The organism is Haladaptatus halobius (assembly GCF_020618475.1).
Taxonomy (GTDB): Archaea; Halobacteriota; Halobacteria; order Halobacteriales; family Haladaptataceae; genus Haladaptatus; species Haladaptatus halobius.
In genome coordinates this window covers 376,197-396,733 of record NZ_CP085338.1, presented here as the reverse complement: position 1 = coordinate 396,733, position 20,537 = coordinate 376,197, and the positions used below count along the sequence as shown (strand labels likewise).

Here is a 20,537-nt window from a genome sequence, read left to right as displayed (position 1 = left end):
ACTTATCCAAATCTACTGTTAGATTCTTGCTCAGTACATCTCGATTAGATGATGCGCTTCCCCACAAAGGATGGATAAGGACGCCACACAGAGTGAGTGGATTCCTCAACCACCACGGAACTAACGTTCCTGAGGTGCCGAAGTGTTACTTGAATTTGATTGTAGTGTCGTGGGTTCTGCCATGAGGAATGGCAAAACTGCAAGTGAGACACTGAGACAAGATAGGAGGAATGCGCCAACGCCGGTAGCAACGAGTATAAACGGATCAGTCGTCACCGACAACTGGATACCAAAGATCGTCAACATCTCTGTGAATGACATGACATAGACGATTCCAAGCGCACAGAGGATAGCCAGAATCGATGCAGGAATTGATAACCGAATGACATCACCGAGTAGGATTTTGAGAAGTTGCCATTGAGAGGCGCCAGTAGCACGATGAATGCCAATCGCTCGTCGACGGGCGTGGACCACCTGTGCAAAGGTTGCCGTTGTACTCCCGATCGTTGTAAGTCCGGCAAGTGCCACCATTCCTACTAAGAGTAACCTGAAATTCCCAAAGATGAGTTCCACAGCTTGTCCGAGTCCACTACCGCTCGAAAACTGTGTGTTTTGAGCAAGTGTTGAGCGGACCCGCTCATCACCTACGACAGTATACGTGTCGCTAGCTATCGTTGTCCCATTAGAAACAACCTTAATAGTATATTCTCCGGGTGCGATCTGGCTATTCGAATCGGATGCACCGAGTGTAATCGGCATGGTACTCATATTATACGCCGGGAATGTTACTGACCGATTCCGTGTCTGTAATGGTGTGACAAGTGATATATCTCGCGTGAGCGGTTGTCCCCACGGATTTGCAATTCGAATATCGGCTTCTGGTTTCGTATAGACACTTCCCGTATTCGGTGAGACATCAATATCGGCAAACAATCGTCGTGATGCATCTGGTGAAATTCGTATCTGGGTCGTTTTTGTCCGGCCATCTTTGCGTGCCGTCAGTTCATATGTGCCAGGTGTTTGTGGAAGTTGTACAAGTGCTAGCCCTTGTTCGTTGGTAACTGCGGTTGCACTCCCAATTGTCACCGTTGCACCTGAGACATTTTTTTCGGTAATTGTTTGAACTGAGACGGCGATCTGCGATCCTGGTGGTGCTTGCTGTGGAGTAATCGGCAGAACGATCGGAGGGCGCTGATAGACCTGCACTGGTTGTGAGTGGCGTCCCACGTTCAGCGTATAATTCCCTGCTTGTGAGACGCTCAAATTCGTACGAATCGTTGTTTCTTCTCCTGGTTGGAGAGTTACTGACTGGTGATGTCTGGCATCGCCAAGTGATGCAGTCACGTTGTGAGTGCGCTTTGACGAGCCGATATTCTGAACGGTAAAAGAGACGTTTGTTGGCTGGTCAACAACCGTTACGTTTGGTGCAGTAACGCTACTTACAACTACCTTTCTGGACTGAGACCCAGCGGTCTGGGTATCAACGAATTTGTTTGGTGAGCCACCCGATGTTCGGATGAAATGAACCACTCCCGGTTTCGTTGAGAGTGTATGTGCGGTCGTAAGGGGGATAATGAGTTGATCATCAAGCATGCCAGGAGCACGATAGACACCAACGATTGTTACTTCTGTCACGGCTGGCGATGTACTGCCGCCAACAAGTATTGAGTCACCAGTTGTGATGTTTAATGTTTGTGCGAGATCTTGCCCAATAACCGCCTGTGCCGAGGACTGTGGTGGATGTCCTTCAACCAGCTTTGCATCTGAGACTGAAGCAAACGCAGTATAGTTTGCACCCCTTGCTAAATATGGATTCCCATCAGAGACTTGTGCAACAATGATCTCTGGGCTTGCGTTAATTCCTTTATCTCGAAGTGCCGTTGCATACTGACTCTCGATTCGGCTTTCCATTGGGTATGACGCGCCCGGTTCTGTGACGGTTCCCGTCGAAGTTGTAGCAAGTGGAGCGAGCACACCTGCAAGAGATCCTGACAGAATAACGAGAAGAGCAAAGACAGTCAAGGTGGTTGTGGTCGGAATTACGGCTCGCCATGAGAGTAGTCGGGGATGGATGCGAACCCCAAGCAATGGTACCTGTCCCTTTTCAGCTGGAGAGGTTCCTCTGTGTTTTTGGGTTAACTGCGAGGGAGGCGTCATCACCGTCGACCAAGTCGCGAGCACACCTGCAAGTACACCAATGCCAACCACACAGGACAACATTGGGAGTAGAATGCGCGCAACTGATGGTGTGACAGTTGGATCCAATGAGATAGCCATCCCGGCGGCAATTGCGATATTTACGACTGCTCGTATTGCGATCACACCGATCGCATACCCTAGCACAGACCCAACTAACGCTAGTAAACCAGCTCGAAGCGCAAAAACGCCGATAAGACGGCGTGCCGTTCCGCCAGTAGATCGGATGACGATGATCGATCTGAGCCGATCGCGGACACTCATCCTCGTGATATTGTAAAGAACGACAAGAATGAGGATACTAGCAGCAACCGTTGCTGCGAAAAGGACACGAAGTACGCCTTGCATTCCGCTCAAAAAGTACGCAAATAGTGAGGGACTAATAGTTCCATGTTGGGACAGTTTCCCACCTTCGTTTGCCTTGTTAATCTGAATGAGGAGTGCGTTTGTCTCTCCTAACGAACGCACGGTGTCTGGCGTTCCAACGTACCACGAGTGAGGGAAAATCGAATCATCCGTTTTGTATGGGGCGACACGAACAGATACCTGCTTTCCTGTACTGGTTTGAAATTGCTGTTCGGTGGCTGTCGAGACGGTGCCACGGAAACCAGTTGATGGCGGTGCTGGGATTGTTGCATTCCGCCATGAAACAGAAAGACGAGTCAATTCAGACGGTGCATCTGGTGGTACACCAACAATTTTGTGATTTGTACCGTTCTGTTTGATAGTAGTGATTGGAAAGACGAGATCTGATTTTGCTGCGTTCTGGCGAGCAGTCTCATATGAGTCGTAGTGTTGGACGACCATTGAACTCCGCTCAGTCCCCGCGATTGCTGCTGACTGCGTACTTGCTGCAGCCAACAACAGTGTTGTGCCCACGAGAAAGGCGACTGTAATTGCGATAATAAGGACTGTCAGTCGGTCCCGTCGTGACCACTGCGTGAGGAGTGCTTTAGTATAATTCATTTAGTTCCCATTTTCTCCATATTTGTTGGCGATATTGCGAAAGGGAATCAGTGTTAGCTATATGCTTATCATAACTCAACGGTATTCAATATCAATGAAAGAGATAAATCATTAATTGAGTATCAAGACACTAATTAAGGAGATATATTTTAAGTATTCTCCTGGATTCATCGGGGACTTTTTATTATGGTAGCGCTCATACGGAATTGAATGATCCGCGACGTTGAGTCAAAGCCTCTCCTTTTCCATTCGGTCTGCCACTGTCCTGCAGGTTTGGAGACTCCAAATACTATCTACTCACAATCAACACAAGGTATGAGGTAGACCGTGGGATACCGTCGTTCGATTCTTGTACGGTGGTCACATCGCGACAAGCTTGCCGTCCTTGTTATTACGGTTACCGTTGCATTTCTGACTGGAACAACACTTGTCCTCACCGCCGCTGGCACACAGACGACGACCATCGCAGAAGAGTACGACACAGATGGAACTGCCACATACTATGATTCAGTCGAGACAGCCACTGCACATGCGTCTGCAAACACGCTTGTCCTCCCAGTAGCGACGGTTAGCCAGCCTAATGGCTCACATCAATATATTATCGGGATTCCCCCTGACAAAGCACAGGCGCTCAGTACACAAACGGGAATCACCATTCCATCCCCACCAGCAGCAGGTGTCAGTACGAGCCGCAGTTCAGGACTCTCTAGTGATACACTACGCCTCGTCGGGACGAATCAGTCACTAACAGTCCCTGTTACAGTAGACACAGACACACACTCTCAATCAAGTCTACCACCATCCTGGTATCGTGCAACGCCAGCAACAGTCAACCGACTTGGATCAACTGGTGCGTTTGTCGTTCAGCCCTCCTCTCAAAATTCGACGCCTGTTCCGGCAACCGGTGTCCCACTGCGTGCTGCCCTTGCGTTTTTCGTTGCTGGAACTCAGCAATTGCTCTCCGTCGTAGCACTGCTCGCCCTCGGTGGCGCAGTGCTCGTTGGCGTTGTGGTCTATAGCGTCACACGGATGAGCGTCCGCGAGCGCATCCAAGCAATTCAGCTTATCCGTGCCACCGGTAGTACACCCAGTATCGTGTGGCGGTTGTTCGGAGTACGGGCTGGATTGCTCACTGGCATGGGAATCGGAATTGGATACGCGGTCGGCGTAATTATGACGCGTGCCGCGGTCAATATCGCAGTTGCGACCGGGCTCCCAACATCACTTTCCGTTCGAGTAACCCCGCAGGTAGCTCAACTCTTACTACTAGGCTATGGCGGACTTGCTCTCACCGGAATCATTGCTGGTGTTAGCGCAGCTTGGTCAGTAAGCCAAAGACCACCTGCAACACTCCGTCAAGAGACTACTATTACCCCATCGACACCGGCACAGACATCGAGCTGGGTTCCGGACTTTATCTCTTTGACACTGCTCGACTGGCGGGCACTCATTCCAAGTACTGCAACACTTGCTGTGTTCGCAACAGTCGTTCTCGTAGGTGCATCTGTGGCCGGTGTTCTTGCACCACTCATGGGCACAAGTGGGACGACGATTACAGAGCCTGGTGCAGTCCATCCCGTTGCCAGTAAAGTTCCGAGCAACTATGCAAGCGTGTTACAGAACCAAGGAACGACTGCAAGTCCCGAACTGCTCGTATTTACTGCTCACGATGGGAAATCACTCGTTGTTCGAGGAGTTGAATTTGACTCGTTTGCTGCTGTTTCAGGAGCAACGCTTACACATGGACGAGCACCGCGTGCACAGAACGAGGCAGTGATTGGAGCAGATCTCGCTAATACTCGGAATATCGAGGTTGGTGAGTCGATTACCCTCGGCGGGAGTACAACGGCTTCATTTACACGCGTCAAAGTTGTGGGGATGTATACTGCCTCTGGCATCTATGACGATCAGCTGCTCGTGTCACTTCGGACTGGTCAGCATCTCTCACGCGCTAAACCAGGAACAGTACACTTCATTCGAACAACGGAACAACTCAATTCGACACCAAAGACACAATCAAGAGTTGCAATTCTCGATGTCACCGTTCCGGAGACAATCACGGCCACTGAGTCGCTTCCTGTACAAATTCGCGCCCAGAATTTCGGTACAAAAGCAGTTTCTCGAACGATCCGTGTCCACGTTGGACAGCAGGTTCGGGAACGGACCGTCCAGCTTGAACCACATGCACAGCGAACAATCACGGTCAATGTATCACTTACGGACGTTGGTACTCGGAAAATTACCGTCGGCAATAAAACTGCGACAGTGAGAGTTGTCCAACCGAATGCGCTCAAAGTCCATGGACTCCCCGCGTCGGCACCTCCTTCGAGCAAACCTCAGGTACAAGTGACGACGGTTACAGGAAACCCGGTGGCCAATGCAACACTTCACATTCAGAATCGGACAGTCACGACGGGGCAAAATGGAACGGCTCGTCTGCCACTTGGAGCATCTGGAACATACACGCTGACGGTAACCCATCAAAATCAGTCCGTAACAAGAACGATCAACGTCTCGAAAGCCGCAACACGAACGCCTACTGCGCAAGTACAGATCCGTCCTAACCAACCTTCACTCCTAGTACGACCTACCGCTCAGATCTCCGTGTACAATCCCTGGCAGACAGAGATCTCAGAGCAGATTGATCTGACAGCAGCCGAAAAACAGTATACCCAACGCGTTACACTCGCCCCAGGTGAGACCATGACAAAGCAGATCCAACTGACGCGTGCGGCACCAGGGTCATATACGGCTCGTCTGACTGCTACTGGGCAAACGCTCGACACGGCCACCTACACTGTAACTGGTGATGAACGGATCGTGACAGCCTATGCGGGCCGAGGTGGATATGCTGGCAGTAGTGGAATCGGCCGAATTCTTGAAACGGCATTCGGAAATCTGACGTTCCTCGTTGGGATTCTCGGTGTGTTAGCTGGCAGTATGACCATTGGTAGTACCACCGCCATGTTTGCACAAGCGATTCACGCCCGTCGGCAAGCCATCGGAGTTCATCGAGCCACTGGTGCACTCCCGAGGCAGATCACTCTCCTCATCCTCACCGATGCGCTCAAGATCGGTGTTGTCGCAACTGGACTTGCCCTTGGTGGTGCACTTCTCACGACGACTGTGCTTGCAAAGAGTGGTTTCTTAATGGTATTCGGAATTCAAATTACGCCAATGGTAACGTTAACAGTGATTGGTGTTGTAATCTGCGGTGAACTCATGATTATCCTCCTTAGTGCTCTCCTCGTCGCTCTTGGGCTGCTGCGACAGCAACCAGTCGCGCTAGTCAGAGCACCCGAGCAGACGAACAACTCGACGACTAGTTCTCGAGGTATTTGGAATGAATAACCGTCGGTCGTACGTGCTCATTGGTGTGACAGTTTTCATGGTGGGAGTTGCGATGAGAACGATCCCGCTCTATTGGAGTTATCTTCCGTTTAATCTTGATGGGCTCCAATTTGCTGCTCCCGCTCGATACACCCTGTCTCATGGCCACCTACCGTTTTCGCATAGTTATTTTCACCCAGACAAGTACGTATTCTCTGCACTGCTTACGATTTGTAGCCAGCTAACAGGGGTTTCCCCACTCCGGATCGCCCAGCCAATGATTGCAGTTATTGGCAGTATTCCATGTGTGATCGCGGTTTGGCTCACCCGTCGTCTCGGTCGGCAGTTACGATGGCGGCCAGGTATTGTCCGTGTTGCAGCTGCTCTTGCTGGTCTGGTGCTTGCAACAGAGGGGATTTATTTAGGGCGGTCAGCGGCAGTGACGAGTGAGGGTGCTGGTCTTGTCTTCGTCGCTGTGTTGGCTATCGTCTTCTATCGAATGGTACAGACGGGTCGACTTTCGTGGGTGGTTTTGACGATACTTATCATTAGTTTGTTTCCACTCACGCATAACCTTAGTACGATGATTGGAGCACTTGTAATCACTGCTTTGCTTGCTCTAGCTCTGCGTCAAACAACGAAGCAGGTAGTACTTGCTGGTGGCTTCGCTGTTGCTGGATTTTGGCTTTATCTTAGTGGATACTACTCAATAATGGGGATGAGTGAGTTTTCGCGAGTCGCATCCTTGCCGGGTCTCTTTCTTGCCTGGCTTCTTGTGTTGATCGTGGTAGCGATCTGGCTCCCGTCGACGAGTACTCGTGCACAACGTGGGGTGCCAACATTCGCGCTTCTCGGTGGCGTGGGTATATTAGTTACCAATTTCTTTGTTCCTGTCTTCCCAGGAACAGCGGCGCTCCAACCATCAGCACTACTGTTTACTCTTCCAATTGTCGTTGGCGGCTTCCTCGCGACTCGTGGACTTCCATATATTACGACGACAAAAGACGGTGCAATTGTTCTCGCAATGCTCTTAGGGCCCCTTGCATTGATCGGCTTTGCGTTAACTGGGGATCTGACCTTTGAGTACCAAGGTATCGCTGTACGTAGCCAGATTTTTATCCATCTGGCAGCAGCCGTGCTGGCCGCACTTACGGTAGTAGATGTCGGCCTTCGTGGTCGTTCACATAGAAAGCATTGGAATATCGTTCGGACGAGTTTCGTTCCTTTACTACTCATATTTGCACTTGTAAGTGCACCTGTTGCATTTGCTGGCCTTCGAGCGACTTCAGCACAGGCAGTAATTGCCCCAAATGAATTCGAGGCGACCACATTTGCTGTGACTCATGTCCCTAATACCTGGGTGAGTGATGGGCATCTCACACGACTCGCATCATATTACTATCCACTCCAGACGAACTCGACTGATACTATACTGTATCAATGGCTCCGTGGCGGTGATCCGCCAGCATGTCCAGTTATTTCTCAGCATTCATGGACGACAGTTGGCGCACAACTATTCCCAGCGTCACCAGAGCAAGTTGGGTCGACTCAATATCAGACAATGGTTACAAAGCGGAACGTTATTTACTCAGCAAGTGGGGATGACTCACTCCTGATTTCGAGTCCTGTGACTAGCCAACAGAACCATTGTTGATACTTCAGGCGTATTTGCCTGCTTGCATTGGATTCAGTTCATTAAGTCAGGAAGACACTAGTTGGACGGCTACATCTTCTGGTATCAGAACCGTCATTTTCGGCTAATAATGTAATGGGCTATAGAACACGTTTAACTAGTATACTACATTCAGCCATTTATTGAACCGAAAAGTATATACGTTAACTCAATAGTAGTTGATATTGCAGAATCTCAAACATAAGCTTGAAGTACTACAATCAATAGAGTTTACTATAGAAATAATTCAAAGTGTATAAATTATGATAAGGTTCCCAAAATCAGTTCGAGCAGCATCGATCAAATGCATCTCATGTAATGCGCCGGTCATACGAACGGTTGAAGATGCGTATGCCTGTGTCAAGTGCGGAAGAGCGCCTATTGAGACACGATCCTCACCGGATCGAACAAAACTAGTAACAAAGAAAGGGTCTACCTCCGACTAGCTAAATTCATATAATCAATGTCACAAGAAAAAGCCACTGGGAGAACGGCTCGTCAATCCTCCACGCAGGATGGTGTGCAGGTTCCAAAATCTGCAGACGACCTCCTACTCACTTCGGATAGCGTTGTCACTCCAACATTGAGTGTGATTATGCCCACGCTCAATGAAGAAGAGGGAATTGCTGAATGTATCGAGATGATCAAACGGGGTATTGATAGAATCGGAGTTACGACCGAGATCATCATTAGCGATAGTTCGACGGATCGAACCCCTGAGATCGCACGGGAAATGGGGGCAATCGTCGTCAAGCCAGACGAACCCGGATATGGGTATGCATATAGATACGCGTTTGAGCGAGCTCGAGGCGAGTACATCGTTATCGGTGACGCTGATACGACGTATGATTTCGAGGATATCCCCCGACTTCTCGATGAAGTCATTAACAACGATGCGGACATGGTGATGGGAAGTCGTCTTGGAGGTGAAATCAAATCAGGGGCAATGCCCCCACTACACCAATATATTGGAAACCCATTACTGACAAAGTTTCTGAACACCTTTTATGGAGCCGGTGTCTCCGACGCACATAGTGGCTTCCGAATTATCAAGCGAGAAGCGCTTGATAATTTGGAGTTGAAAACGGATGGTATGGAGTTTGCAAGTGAGATGATAATGGAGGCCGGTGCTCGGGACATGACGATCAGGGAAGTCCCAATTACGTACCACGAGCGAGAGGGTGATGCGACACTTGATAGCTTTGAGGATGGCTGGCGCCACGTGAAGTTCATGCTCGTGAACGCGCCTGGCTATCTGTTCTCGATTCCAGCAATGATTTTGACTGGGATTGGAGTGCTAATTATGTCACTCGCATATTTCAGCATTTCAATTGGTGGAGTAAATGTGGGCATTCACTCGATGATAGCTGGCAGTCTGCTAGCTATTAGTGGATATCAAATTGGCAGTCTCGGGGTATTTGCGACGGTTGCTGGGAATCCAATCAAGAAATCTCGACAGCCCGTAATGGGGTGGTTGTTGAAGCGACTGCAGCTTGAACACACGGCGACTCTAGGTCTGTTGATGTTCACCACCGGTACGGTATATGCTGGATTCCTACTCATTCAATGGATTACAAGTGATTTCACTCAATTGCCGCTTCTGATGGACGATATCGTCGCATTTACTGCGATCGTCCTCGGGGTCCAGACGGTATTCTCGTCATTCTTTATGAGCACGATTGCGGAATAACTGTTATAAATATTTTCCATCCTTATTTTAGTATTTTTATCTTACGCAAAAATAGTAGGAAAAGGGTGGGGGAAAATTCATTCTACTTGTAATCAAGTGCTCGAAGCTGATCTTCGTCCATTTTACTAGTTGTACTATTAGTGTCCGGTTCGTCCCAGTCCTCCATAAGTCGCGAAATCAGATCGCCAGTATCGAATTCACTATCAAAATATTCATCACCATCTCTAACAATTGCTGAAAGTGTTATGCCATCTTGTTTTGATGAGAGAATTTTTCCTGCTTGAGTAGACTACCATATCATTTAGACCATTATCAAGTAATTCAGCCATTTTTGAAACAAAATCAATGAATGCAGATAAAGCCGTAGACGATTCTTTCGATAAATTTGATAGTTCTCGTCGGTTGCATCCTAGCTATCAGTATATCTGGTGAATGATTTGAACTAGCTGATAGAATTTTCCACATCTATTTGGCTAATGTATTCTTTAGGGATTTCGATAGGAGCATGAACGTCGCCGAGATGAAGGTAGCCAAATGCTCGATCACGACCAGATCTCTACGATTCATAAGTATTTGTTACGCGTTTTGCATCGGCATCGGTGTAAACTCGGTGTGACTGGAACCAACCGCGAGTAGTCATGAATGGCATCGGGAAGCCGTATCCAACGAAGGTATCATATTCATATTGTTCGAAAATTTCTGGGAGCGGTGTGCTTTGGTCAGGTTTGTGCAGGCATTGCGAACGAGTCGTTTTCCGGATCTGTGTGCGCTACGGCTCCATGTTCATGTGGTATAATCCAGTGAGGTAGCTTGATACTGACGGAAAAGTCCATGAGCTTGGAGCGATAGCGTCTGAAAGCGAAAATCCAGGATATTCGGGGCACTAGTGGCACGGGGGCATCGACGCAAACCAACAGTATGTGTTGCGGTGCATTCGTTGGGGTCGAAACCGTCTCGATCCGCTCGTGAGAGTAGTTTGCCTGCTTCGAGAGTTTCCAAAAGTATGCTGGCCGAACCAACTTTTTCGGATGATTCTTGAATATCATGCTATGATAAGGATCGTATTGGGGGTGAAAAATACTCGGAAAAACGACCGAATTTAGCGGTAGCCAAGATCTGACAGTCGTTGCTTTGTTGCCGCGTCAACCTGGCCATCGAGTGTGGGAAGGTTATCTGGGTTGACAACTAGTTCTGCGGCCGTTTCAATAAGGGTATCTGGCACATCAGAAACTGGAACTCGTTCTCCAGGATCCGCAGAAATATAGTACGCGTTAGTAGTGTTCTCTCGAATATCTTCTGCATTTGTCGAACAGGATGTTATCAATTTCCACTCATCCGTACGGACGGCGAGAGTGTGACCCTCATTTGTTACAGCATCAGCAATGACCGCTTCTGAAGATTCTTTCCGTGATTGAGGGAACGTTGGGGCCTCCACATCTAGATAGTCCGTGATAAGATCACCAAGCCAGCAGAGCGAGAACGGTTTTTCTATTCGTCCAACTGAAGCCTCCGATCCATGAATCAATAGTGGGACTTTAATCACATCATCATACATATAGTGGTGACGGATTTCACCTGTATCAACATGCGCGAATTGACCTTCTCCCTCGCCGTGGCCATAAACACCGCGATCATATAGTGACTCTCCATGATCGCCTGTCACGATCAAAAGCGTTTCGTCCCAGAGATCTTTGACTTTCAAATTTTGTATAAGCCTTCCGATTTGTGCGTCAACATATTTAAGAGCACTATCGTACATTCGTTCGTAGTTCGATTCATAACTCCCGCGTACACGCTTCGAATCCCACCAAAATTGTGTGAGTGACGATGCAGACAGAAGCCCACCAGCGTTAATACGGCCTGGATGAAGTGGTGCATGCAGATCCATTAGGTGGGTCCAGCCAAAGAAGGGTTCAGTCGTAGCTTCTAGGTCCGCTAGAAACTCATCGACGACAGTTTCAGCAGGAACTGTGGGCCATTCAGTGCGGCGTTGAATTTCACGATAGGCAACATACGCTGGAACAAAGGGGTTTACTGGTGCGGAGTCGATATTATTGAGGCATCGCCTGAAATTATCAAGAAGACCGGACAAAGGTGGACCACTGGATTCTTCATTCTGAGGCTGATTTTGTGCGATTTGACTACTTGCATTAGATTCCAAATTTCGGAACTGGTCGAATCCAATATCGAAGTTCCGTATCGTACTTAATTGTGGGTTTGTTATCGTTGCAACAGTATTGTATCCTTGTTTCGAGAGACAAGAGGCAATTGTAGAGGAGTCTGGAGAGAGGCTCTTCAAATGGATTTCTTCGAGATAGGAACTGTCCCGAGACAACTGTCCAGCTAAAATGCCAGGAAATGACTCCGCAGTCCGCATACCTGGAGCAATTGCAGTTTCATATACTTGAGATCCTATAGCTAGTTCGTCAAGAACAGGTGTTGTTTGGAGGTGATGGCCATTAAAACTACAACGGTCATAACGGAAGCAATCGACCGTTAGAAGAATAACGTTCATTACGCTTTGTTAACTCCCTATTGACTTATTCTTTAAGATTTAACGCTGCAGATCTCCTTATCCTACTTGGAATTAGACGTATCCAAGTGCCCGCAGACGCTCATCACGCGATAGTTTATCTTCGCCGTCTGTTTCCGATTTGAATTCTGGCTCGTAGTTTTTATTATCTATAGCTTCCGTTTCAATAAAGGGCACCTGTCGTAGACAGCTTAAGGGTGAATTTGGTGGGTGTCCATAAATTCCCCATTCGCCAACTGCATTACCATGATCACTCGTGATAATTACTTTCTGAGCATCAATATTATCAAGAAGGATTTTCACATCCTTTAGAACGTGTTTCAAGTTCTTCTGGTAACCATCCCAGAGTGTTTCTTCATCGATATCACCATCACGGAATTTTTCCCATACATCACGATTATCTTGTTCGCCCCATTTATCGACCTCTTTTTGCATCATGAGTTCAGGGGCTGGTATAAATGGGCAATGAGGTTGCATATAATGTGTGATGATTTTATCATGATTTTCTTCACGAGCGATTTTAATCGTTTGGTCAGTTATAGCGCGTGGAGGGACAGTTCCCGGTGTTTGCCATTCCGATTTCCAAACTTCGATAAGCTTTCCGAAAGAATTAGCATCCAACTGCTCTGCAGAGAATGGATTCCCACAAACGTAAGCCGTCTTCGAGATCTTACTACAATATTTCGAATTAAAGGTCTTTTTCATCCAAAAAGCAGTTGTGCTGTCAACTGAACGAATAGAGTCAACTGTGTTGATATAATCAAAATTAATTGATATTTGTTGCATCAAGTCAAGCCGACAAGCATCCACGATAATGAGTAAGTCCCATTCTTCCTCGTAAATATTCTTCCCTGGGTCAAGTGCTAAATTCCCCAATGTTAGAAGCTTATGATATATGGGACGTAATGAGCTTCTAACTCCGTCAATTCCATCTTCTTGAACTCTCTTGGATGACTTCAGTATCCACTTTTGAATGTCCATACATAGTAGAGCAGCTCTATCTAATTCAATTTTCCGATCGATATAATTGATCTGATAGAATATATTCCATTATTAATCCCACGATTTTAACTCTGTACTGATATAATGTCCGTGGAAGTTTATTTATTTGACCAAATTCGAGATTTTATAGCCTGTTTTGCTCTCAAATCTGGTGATTAATATTTGGTCTGCATCACTAAGACTCCGTGTCAGAAACACAGAGGCGAACGAAACAATTCCTAAGACGATTCCTGTAGGTAAGAGAATCAGAAAACCATTTGTCTGTATGAAGACTGAAAGAACAAAAGCAGCAACGACAGTTGGTACCATTGGTTTAAACAAGTTCCAAGAAAACGGTGTCTGTCCAGTAATCCGATAGATTGCGACTAGCTCTACAGTGTTGTAAATTACGAAGCCAACAACTGTCCCTAATGCCGCTCCTGCTATTCCAATTATAGGTATCAACAATAAGTTAAGAATAAAGTTGACAATGACGCCCATTACTCCTGCAAATAATTCTATTTTAGGCACATTAATTGCTTTTACCATATCTCCATCAAGTCCCGAAAGGGCTCGGAGAAAATAACCTGCTGATAGAATACTTAATGGTAGTGCGGCCGGTCGATACGCTTCCCCAAAAAGGAACAAAACAATATTGTCAGAAAAGAACATTAGTATTAGAACCATAGGGAGGGCAACAATAACGGTCCATTTTGTAGTTGTAGTAAATAATTTACCAAGATCATCAACCTTCCCTTTTTCAAAATACCGCGTAGCAAGTGGGAGAAAAAGGAAGCTGAATGATGCAAGGACGAACGTACTTGCTTGTCGGAGTGGTTGGATTGAACGATAGTAGCCAACTTCTTTTGCAGAAAGAAAGTAACCAATCATTAGAATGTCAAGTTTAGAAAGAAAAAGAAAAATAACTGAGCCGATAGCAAGTGGCCATGAAAATGACCATAGCTTTGAAACAACATTAGCATCGGGACGTTTGGTTAAAATTTCATTGTAAGAAATTAAAGGATTAATGAAATAAGTAGAAATTGATATAATGGTAAAAGGAATGATAAGCCAATATATTACGGCTGCTTCGGCGTCAAAACCAAAGTGCAATAGTATTCCTAGGCTAAATATCCCTATTATACGCGACGCAATAGCTCTTGATAAAATAGCGTGTTTGGTTTGTCCCCAAGATCGAAGAATGCTTATAGAAACCTGAGAAAGAGGATATAATAGGAGATATGGGGAAAGCAATACGAGAAATAATGCCAAGCCTGGTTGAGACATAGTTTGAGCGATTGCTTTTGAAAAAATGATAACTATTAGAACTCCTATGATACCAGATATCGCTACAGAGAGGTAACCTGCTTGTGTGACGTGATTCATCTTTTTCTTGTCCGTTGTTGCCGAGAGTAGACGCGTAACTCCCTCATGAATCCCAAAAAGAAGAACGCTTCCGACGGCACCTACGATTGAGAATGCAAGAGCAACCTGGCCGTAAGTAGTGGGCATGAGTGAGCGAGCAATGAAAGCTTCAGCGATCAAAGCAATTACCCGGCCAAAAGCTGACCCGATAAATACAATTGTTGCACTTCGAACCAGTGCTGACAATGAATCAGTAACCGAGGACACAAACAACGATTAGAGAAGGGGTCATATCTTTGTTTCGCAACAACATAGTATTTATTTGATCACTGGTTTATATGCTATTCCCTCAAGATTATCAACATGATCTTCGATTGTATGTTTTTGAGCCCATGACAAACAATTTTCGCGAAGTTTCTCATTCGAAAGGTCATCAAGTAATCGGCGGACTGCGTGAACGAGTGCGGTCGAATTTCCTGGTTCGAATAATACCCCTCGTTTACCATCTTCAATTAACTCCGGAATTCCTCCGATATTACTTCCTACTACGGGAAGACCTTGAGCAAAACTCTCGTAAATTGTCAAAGGTGAGTTCTCCATCCAGATAGAAGGTATTACAGCTGCAGCAGCCTTTTCTCGTAGCTTGGCTAATTGGTCAGTCTTGACAAAACCGTGATAGTGAAGATTATCTATTTCTTTGGCAGCTGTTGCAGTTTTATCACTAAATGGTCCACTTCCGCATACGTGAACCGTTACATCAGGCAATTTGCGACTAGCGTTAAACAGTGTTTCTAGTCCTTTTGCCTTTAGTTGTTTACCAACATACAAAAGTGAAGTATTCTCTCTATTAGGCGGTACCTTGTTACGGACAGATTCCACCCCTAGTTGTATACGTTGAGTTGGAGAATCAAGGAAAAACCCACTTTTTTTGTGAACAGAAATCACATGGTTACTAGGTCCAGTGACGAAATCTGGTTTTCCCATTCTATTCTTTTTTTGATTCGCATAAATTCTGCAAGGGAGAGGTGGATTTTCGCAGACTTCGCGATCACCTTTTGCGGTAATATCTCGAAGTCGATTGCTCTTTGGGCAAGTAAGACTATAATCATGTAGCGTATGTACGTGATGGACATTGTCGGGAGCGACTGCACCAATTTGAGGTGAAATACCCATTAAGTTATTTGTGTGGACTATGTCGGGTGAAAATTCATTAAAAACCTGCTTTGAAATATAAGATGCATGTGGATTGTTTATGTCGACTTGATGCCAAATGGCTTTTCCAACCAGACCATATGGATTCCCCCCACTTCTATGGGAAATGTTTGCTGGAAAAAATCGTTTCACACGTACACCTTCGACTCTTGTTTCGGTAGTAGTCATAGAATGTAAGTCATCGTATGGTTCAGTCGTTAAAACTAATATTTCATGATCTCGATTCTGTAATGCCTTTGCAGTACGGAGAACGTAATTTTCCGCTCCGCCATACTGGTGAGGTGGGAACTGTGAGTTGATAAGACAAATACGGGCCATCTTTGAAAGGAACCTTATTCTAATATTGGAAAATCACCATATTAATCTACCGCTTTATCTAGTGAATTGACTGGCAAAAAGACATGGATAATTTTATTTGGTAGGTACTCTTTCTATAAGCAAGGGAATGCAGAACCTTTTGTTAATTTCAATTGATAGCCTCAGAGCAGACACCTGTGGATTTCTTAATGATTCCGGTGTTACTCCGTATCTCTCGGAGTTAGCTAAAGAAGGAACCGTTTTTGAGAATGCGATTGCACCAGGTCCACGCACCCCATCATCTCTCCCGCCAATGTTTACGGGTGAGTTCTATCGTCATGAGTATGACTCTGTTATAGGACGGCGAACTGCAATCGATTTCCATCTTTCAACGCATCAGACTATTCCAGAACAACTTAGTGATATAGGTTATACTACAGTTGGATTCACTGCAAACCCGTGGACCGCAAAAGATACTGGGTTTAATAAAGGATTTGATGAATTCTACGAGCTTAATCCCAATTCAAACAATAATATAGAAACACTCGTAGATTCTCCAGTTATTAGAGGAACTAATACTCTTCTTGAAGCATTTGGTAGAGAAAATATGTTTGGCTGGCAAGGAAAAAGGGAATGGTTTACACACTGGACCGTATTTCTAGATCAAATAAAAGACAAAATCAGTGAATTGGCAGAGCCATATTTTGTATGGATTTTTTTAATGGATAGTCACCAACCATATATTGTTCCATCGACACTTCAAAATGAGACAAATTGGTTTAAAATGTACTACTCACTGCTTCGTTTCTGGCGAGATCGTGACACAGAGTTACCACCACATGCTATTAAGTGGATGCGGCAGAGTTACCGTGATGCGGCACGTTCAGCAGATGAGTTTGTCCGTCGATTGTATGATTCAATTCGAGGATCGAATATTAATCTCGTAGTTCATTCAGACCATGGAGAGTCTCACGGTGAACATGGGACGTATGGTCATGAATATCGACTCTATGAAGAAAATATTCGTATTCCGTTGTTAATACATGGTGACACATATACTGAACGAATAGTCGACCCAGTTTCCCTCACTTCCCTGCCTTCTATTATAGAATCTACCTGTTCTAATGAACTGACAACGCCTGAATCATTCGCCAAATCTTTCGTTTATTCGGGTGCTGAGAGCCGGTCAATATCTACACTGCGCGGAAATATGCTCGATTATTCTCCTCATGACTTTGCTGTTCGAGGGAAACGGTATAAGTATATTTCAGCAAAAGATGATGAAGAGTTGTATGATCTTAAAGTAGATCCTGACGAAACGACTGATATCTCTGGCAAATATACTGAAATTACGAAGAATCTCCGCCAATTGGCCGCAGCTAGAATGATGAAACCAATCGAAAAGAAAAAAATTGTCAGTTCAATTAATAAATCTAATTTATGATATTATTCATCAAGATATCCAAGTGATTTAAGCCGGTTTTGTACAGCTTCTTGGTTAGCTTCGACAGTTTCAGTATGGTCAATTGGATCAAGTTCAGCAAGGACAGCTCGTAGGATATACTCTGTGTACGCCTCGAGAGAATCAAAGTCTGTGGCATCTGCTCGTTGTTCAAGTTTTTCAATAATGTCATCAGGCAATCTTATCGTACTATACTTATCAGACATTTCATTAGGTTTCTCACTCATGCTGATTTCTTCGCAAGTAACCGAACTAACTCTTTTGATTTTAGTTAGATTATCGACTTCTTCGCACTTCTCGAAATACATCAAGTAAGCTGCTCAATGCATTTTCCCAGGTGAACTTAGCTACACGTGCTTTTCCCCGTTGGACAAGCTCTGTTCCGTACTCGGGATTTTCAAGTATTCGTAGCATTGATTTACAAATCTCATTCGTTGCATATGGATCAGGCAATTCTGCAGCGTCACAAAGTACCTCGGGAAGAGCGGATGACGACGACGCTACGACGGGTGTTCCGCAAGCTAGTGCCTCAAGAGGTGGGAGTCCAAATCCTTCGTATAAGGATGGATATAAAAAGAGATCCGCTGCGGTATATGCAAACTTCAATTCCCCCTTAGACACGAAGCCTGGGATGATAATATCATCCGTTTCCTCCACAGAGAGATTTTTAAATATTGATTTATTCTTTGGCCCAATAATGACCATCTTATGTTCGAGATTTCCACGGTTTTTTGCGGCTTTGAATGCTTTAATAGCTCTTTCAATATTTTTTCTAGGATTTAGTGCACCGACAAAAAGAATGAATTTATCTGGAAGTGATAATGCTTGCGTATTGCCTTCAGCTCGGAAAAATGGATCTATACCATTGTAAACAACCTTGATTTTTGACTTAGGTATACCAAGAATCTCGTGGATTTCTTGTTTGGAGAATTCAGATACAGTGGTAATGATATCCGCGCTGTTTGCACCAAATGGGACAGCTGTCCGCCTATACAGCTGGTGGATTCCACTTGACATCCCTTTTTGAGCATTCACGTCATGAATACACATCACAGTTGGAAAAGGTGTCCGATGAAGTGGTCCATTTCCGTTTGGTGCGTATAGTATGTCTATGTTTTGCTGTTGTGCTTTAAGAGGTAAAATAGTTCGCTCCCAGAGGACACCGTACATCTGTGAAGATGAAGGATAAAAAGTTGATTCAACATCCATATTGGGATAATGATTAGTCAAATTATCACTTCCGAAAAGAACAGTTTCATCCACCCGTTCATGGAGCATTTGTGTTAATCGTATGCTTGATTGGATCGCACCACTTGGCTCTGTAACATCGAATGTACGAGCATTAATACCTATTTTCATTGTAAGTTAACTTCTCACTGTGTACTTCATCAGATTAACTGTTCTCACAGGTCAAGAATTTAGCGATTAATGAAGCACTTTTATTGCTCTCAATTCTATCTCATGACGGAAGATAATAATTTTTTAAGTTTTATACTAAATATAAGACCAATATGTTTACATTTTAGATATTTCAGATCGCCACCATTAATGGCAAAAAGTTTATTCAGAAAATTAATATGGTAGGGTAGTATACTTATTAGCTGATGCGGATTGCATTCATTTCAAATGTTGTTTATCCCTTCGTGACTGGGGGTGCTGAAAAACGTATTTATGAAATCGGTCGTCGACTTGCCGACTCTGGACATGATATTACAATATATGGTCGTCATTTTTGGGATGGACCTCCTGAAATCACTTATGAAGGGATGAGACTACGAGCCGTTAGCCCAGAGCGAGAACTCTATGCGGAAGAGCGTCGATCTATTACAGAAGCGATAGAATTTGCAAAAGACCTTGTACTTCCACTCTACCGCCATCGAGATGAACACGACGTTGTAGTTGTATCTGTTTTTCCTTACTTCCCGGTTCTCGCGTCAAAGATTTCCACAATTGCTTCCGAACTCCCTGTAGTAACCACGTGGCATGAAGTCTGGCAAGATTATTGGAATGAATATTTGGGAAATCTTGCCCCATTCGGCAAGGCTATAGAATATCTTACTGCAAGCGTTCCACAATATCCTCTCGCTGTCTCTGGGATAACGGCTGATCGGCTTGAAGAGCTTAGTCCTACTCATGATGATGTCCCAATCGTGCCAAACGGAATTGATTATGATAAGATCTGTTCAGTTGATCCCGCAAAAAACGGCTTTGATGTCCTTTTTGCGGGTCGACTAATTAAGGATAAACGCGTTGATCGTCTCTTAGAAGCGTTTGATAGAGTTGCGCCTCACAACAAAACACTTGGGATCATTGGAGAAGGTCCGGAACTAAGGACGCTACAAGCAAAAGCAGAGAACTTAGAATCAACTGACCAAATTACATTCCTTGGGTTTTTAGAGGACTACAATGATGTTCTTGGGCATATGCGTGTAGCAGATATTTTCGTATCACCATCTACGCGTGAGGGATTCGGCATTACATATGCAGAAGCAATGGCTGCAGGTTGTACGGTTATTGGGGTAGATCATCCTGATTCAGCTGCTAGTGAAGTGATTGGAGATGCTGGATTCGTGGTAAAACCAACAATCAACGACCTAGCTGTTTCTCTTGATGCTGCAATTGCTGGCTATTGTCCTTCTTGTTCACCTTGTGAACAAGCTCGACAGTATGACTGGGATCACGTTGCTGAACGAGCAAAGTTAGTTTATTCTAATGCTCTGGGTCATTAAATCTCACCCTTCAATGTAATATTCACCCGAAATCTGGCCGACGAAATACGGCAGTATCTTGAGGGAGATTAGAATAGGTCGGAGGAGACGTTTAAACAATTTAT

Annotated in this window: 12 protein-coding genes; 5 read left to right on the top strand and 7 right to left on the bottom strand. The window is 45.3% G+C overall.

Translation table 11 applies throughout. The annotated features are described in order from the left end of the window. Positions 1–120: 120 nt before the first annotated feature. A complete protein-coding gene (locus tag LIW51_RS29390) occupies positions 121–3,003 on the bottom strand; it encodes an FtsX-like permease family protein (protein WP_227379086.1) in 2,883 nt (960 codons plus the stop codon). A gap of 1,188 nt (positions 3,004–4,191) precedes the next feature. Here LIW51_RS29390 and LIW51_RS29385 point away from each other — a divergent pair. From LIW51_RS29385 to LIW51_RS29375, 3 genes are all read left to right on the top strand, one after another. Continuing rightward, positions 4,192–6,513 (top strand): FtsX-like permease family protein, encoded by a 2,322-nt coding sequence (locus LIW51_RS29385; protein WP_368411884.1) that lies wholly within the window; start codon positions 4,192–4,194, stop codon positions 6,511–6,513. Between the two features lie 25 nt (positions 6,514–6,538). Continuing rightward, positions 6,539–8,146: an RND transporter family protein gene (locus tag LIW51_RS29380; protein WP_227379084.1), complete on the top strand. Its 1,608-nt coding sequence runs from the start codon at positions 6,539–6,541 to the stop codon at positions 8,144–8,146. A gap of 481 nt (positions 8,147–8,627) precedes the next feature. Beyond that, positions 8,628–9,854 carry a glycosyltransferase family 2 protein gene (locus tag LIW51_RS29375; protein WP_227379083.1) on the top strand — a complete coding sequence of 409 codons (1,227 nt, stop codon included), beginning with the start codon at positions 8,628–8,630 and terminating at the stop codon, positions 9,852–9,854. Positions 9,855–10,953: 1,099 nt separating this feature from the next. Here LIW51_RS29375 and LIW51_RS29370 read toward each other — a convergent pair. The 4 genes from LIW51_RS29370 to LIW51_RS29355 all read right to left on the bottom strand — a co-directional run bounded on the left by LIW51_RS29370 (position 10,954) and on the right by LIW51_RS29355 (position 16,263). Then, entirely contained in the window at positions 10,954–12,369 is a 1,416-nt protein-coding gene (locus LIW51_RS29370) for a sulfatase family protein (RefSeq protein ID WP_227379082.1), read from the bottom strand. A 72-nt stretch (positions 12,370–12,441) separates the two neighbouring features. After that, positions 12,442–13,368, bottom strand: coding sequence for an alkaline phosphatase family protein (locus LIW51_RS29365; RefSeq protein ID WP_227379081.1), 927 nt, complete (start codon positions 13,366–13,368; stop codon positions 12,442–12,444). Positions 13,369–13,491: 123 nt separating this feature from the next. Continuing rightward, positions 13,492–15,000 carry an oligosaccharide flippase family protein gene (locus tag LIW51_RS29360; RefSeq protein ID WP_227379080.1) on the bottom strand — a complete coding sequence of 503 codons (1,509 nt, stop codon included), beginning with the start codon at positions 14,998–15,000 and terminating at the stop codon, positions 13,492–13,494. 51 nt (positions 15,001–15,051) lie between these two features. Beyond that, positions 15,052–16,263 carry a glycosyltransferase family 4 protein gene (locus LIW51_RS29355; protein ID WP_227379079.1) on the bottom strand — a complete coding sequence of 404 codons (1,212 nt, stop codon included), beginning with the start codon at positions 16,261–16,263 and terminating at the stop codon, positions 15,052–15,054. A 127-nt stretch (positions 16,264–16,390) separates the two neighbouring features. Here LIW51_RS29355 and LIW51_RS29350 point away from each other — a divergent pair, with 127 nt between their 5' ends. Then, complete coding sequence (locus tag LIW51_RS29350) at positions 16,391–17,686, top strand: sulfatase-like hydrolase/transferase (RefSeq protein WP_227379078.1); 1,296 nt, start codon at positions 16,391–16,393, stop codon at positions 17,684–17,686. A 2-nt stretch (positions 17,687–17,688) separates the two neighbouring features. On the opposite strand, the gene LIW51_RS29345 is transcribed toward LIW51_RS29350, so the two are convergent. Beyond that, the gene (locus tag LIW51_RS29345) at positions 17,689–17,931 is read right to left on the bottom strand and encodes a hypothetical protein (RefSeq protein ID WP_227379077.1); all 243 of its coding nucleotides are present in this window, start codon (positions 17,929–17,931) and stop codon (positions 17,689–17,691) included. 49 nt (positions 17,932–17,980) lie between these two features. After that, positions 17,981–19,063 (bottom strand): glycosyltransferase family 4 protein, encoded by a 1,083-nt coding sequence (locus LIW51_RS29340; RefSeq protein WP_227379076.1) that lies wholly within the window; start codon positions 19,061–19,063, stop codon positions 17,981–17,983. Positions 19,064–19,308: 245 nt separating this feature from the next. Here LIW51_RS29340 and LIW51_RS29335 point away from each other — a divergent pair, with 245 nt between their 5' ends. Beyond that, positions 19,309–20,433 (top strand): glycosyltransferase family 4 protein, encoded by a 1,125-nt coding sequence (locus LIW51_RS29335; RefSeq protein ID WP_227379075.1) that lies wholly within the window; start codon positions 19,309–19,311, stop codon positions 20,431–20,433. Positions 20,434–20,537 lie beyond the last annotated feature (104 nt).

Coding starts and splice junctions, on each gene's coding strand:
- LIW51_RS29390 (WP_227379086.1), bottom strand. CDS start 3,003: ATGGTCGTCCAACACTACGACTCATATGAGACTGCTCGCCAGAACGCA.
- LIW51_RS29385 (WP_368411884.1), top strand. CDS start 4,192: ATGAGCGTCCGCGAGCGCATCCAAGCAATTCAGCTTATCCGTGCCACC.
- LIW51_RS29375 (WP_227379083.1), top strand. CDS start 8,628: ATGTCACAAGAAAAAGCCACTGGGAGAACGGCTCGTCAATCCTCCACG.
- LIW51_RS29370 (WP_227379082.1), bottom strand. CDS start 12,369: ATGAACGTTATTCTTCTAACGGTCGATTGCTTCCGTTATGACCGTTGT.
- LIW51_RS29365 (WP_227379081.1), bottom strand. CDS start 13,368: ATGGACATTCAAAAGTGGATACTGAAGTCATCCAAGAGAGTTCAAGAA.
- LIW51_RS29355 (WP_227379079.1), bottom strand. CDS start 16,263: ATGGCCCGTATTTGTCTTATCAACTCACAGTTCCCACCTCACCAGTAT.
- LIW51_RS29350 (WP_227379078.1), top strand. CDS start 16,391: ATGCAGAACCTTTTGTTAATTTCAATTGATAGCCTCAGAGCAGACACC.
- LIW51_RS29345 (WP_227379077.1), bottom strand. CDS start 17,931: ATGAGTGAGAAACCTAATGAAATGTCTGATAAGTATAGTACGATAAGA.
- LIW51_RS29340 (WP_227379076.1), bottom strand. CDS start 19,063: ATGAAAATAGGTATTAATGCTCGTACATTCGATGTTACAGAGCCAAGT.
- LIW51_RS29335 (WP_227379075.1), top strand. CDS start 19,309: ATGCGGATTGCATTCATTTCAAATGTTGTTTATCCCTTCGTGACTGGG.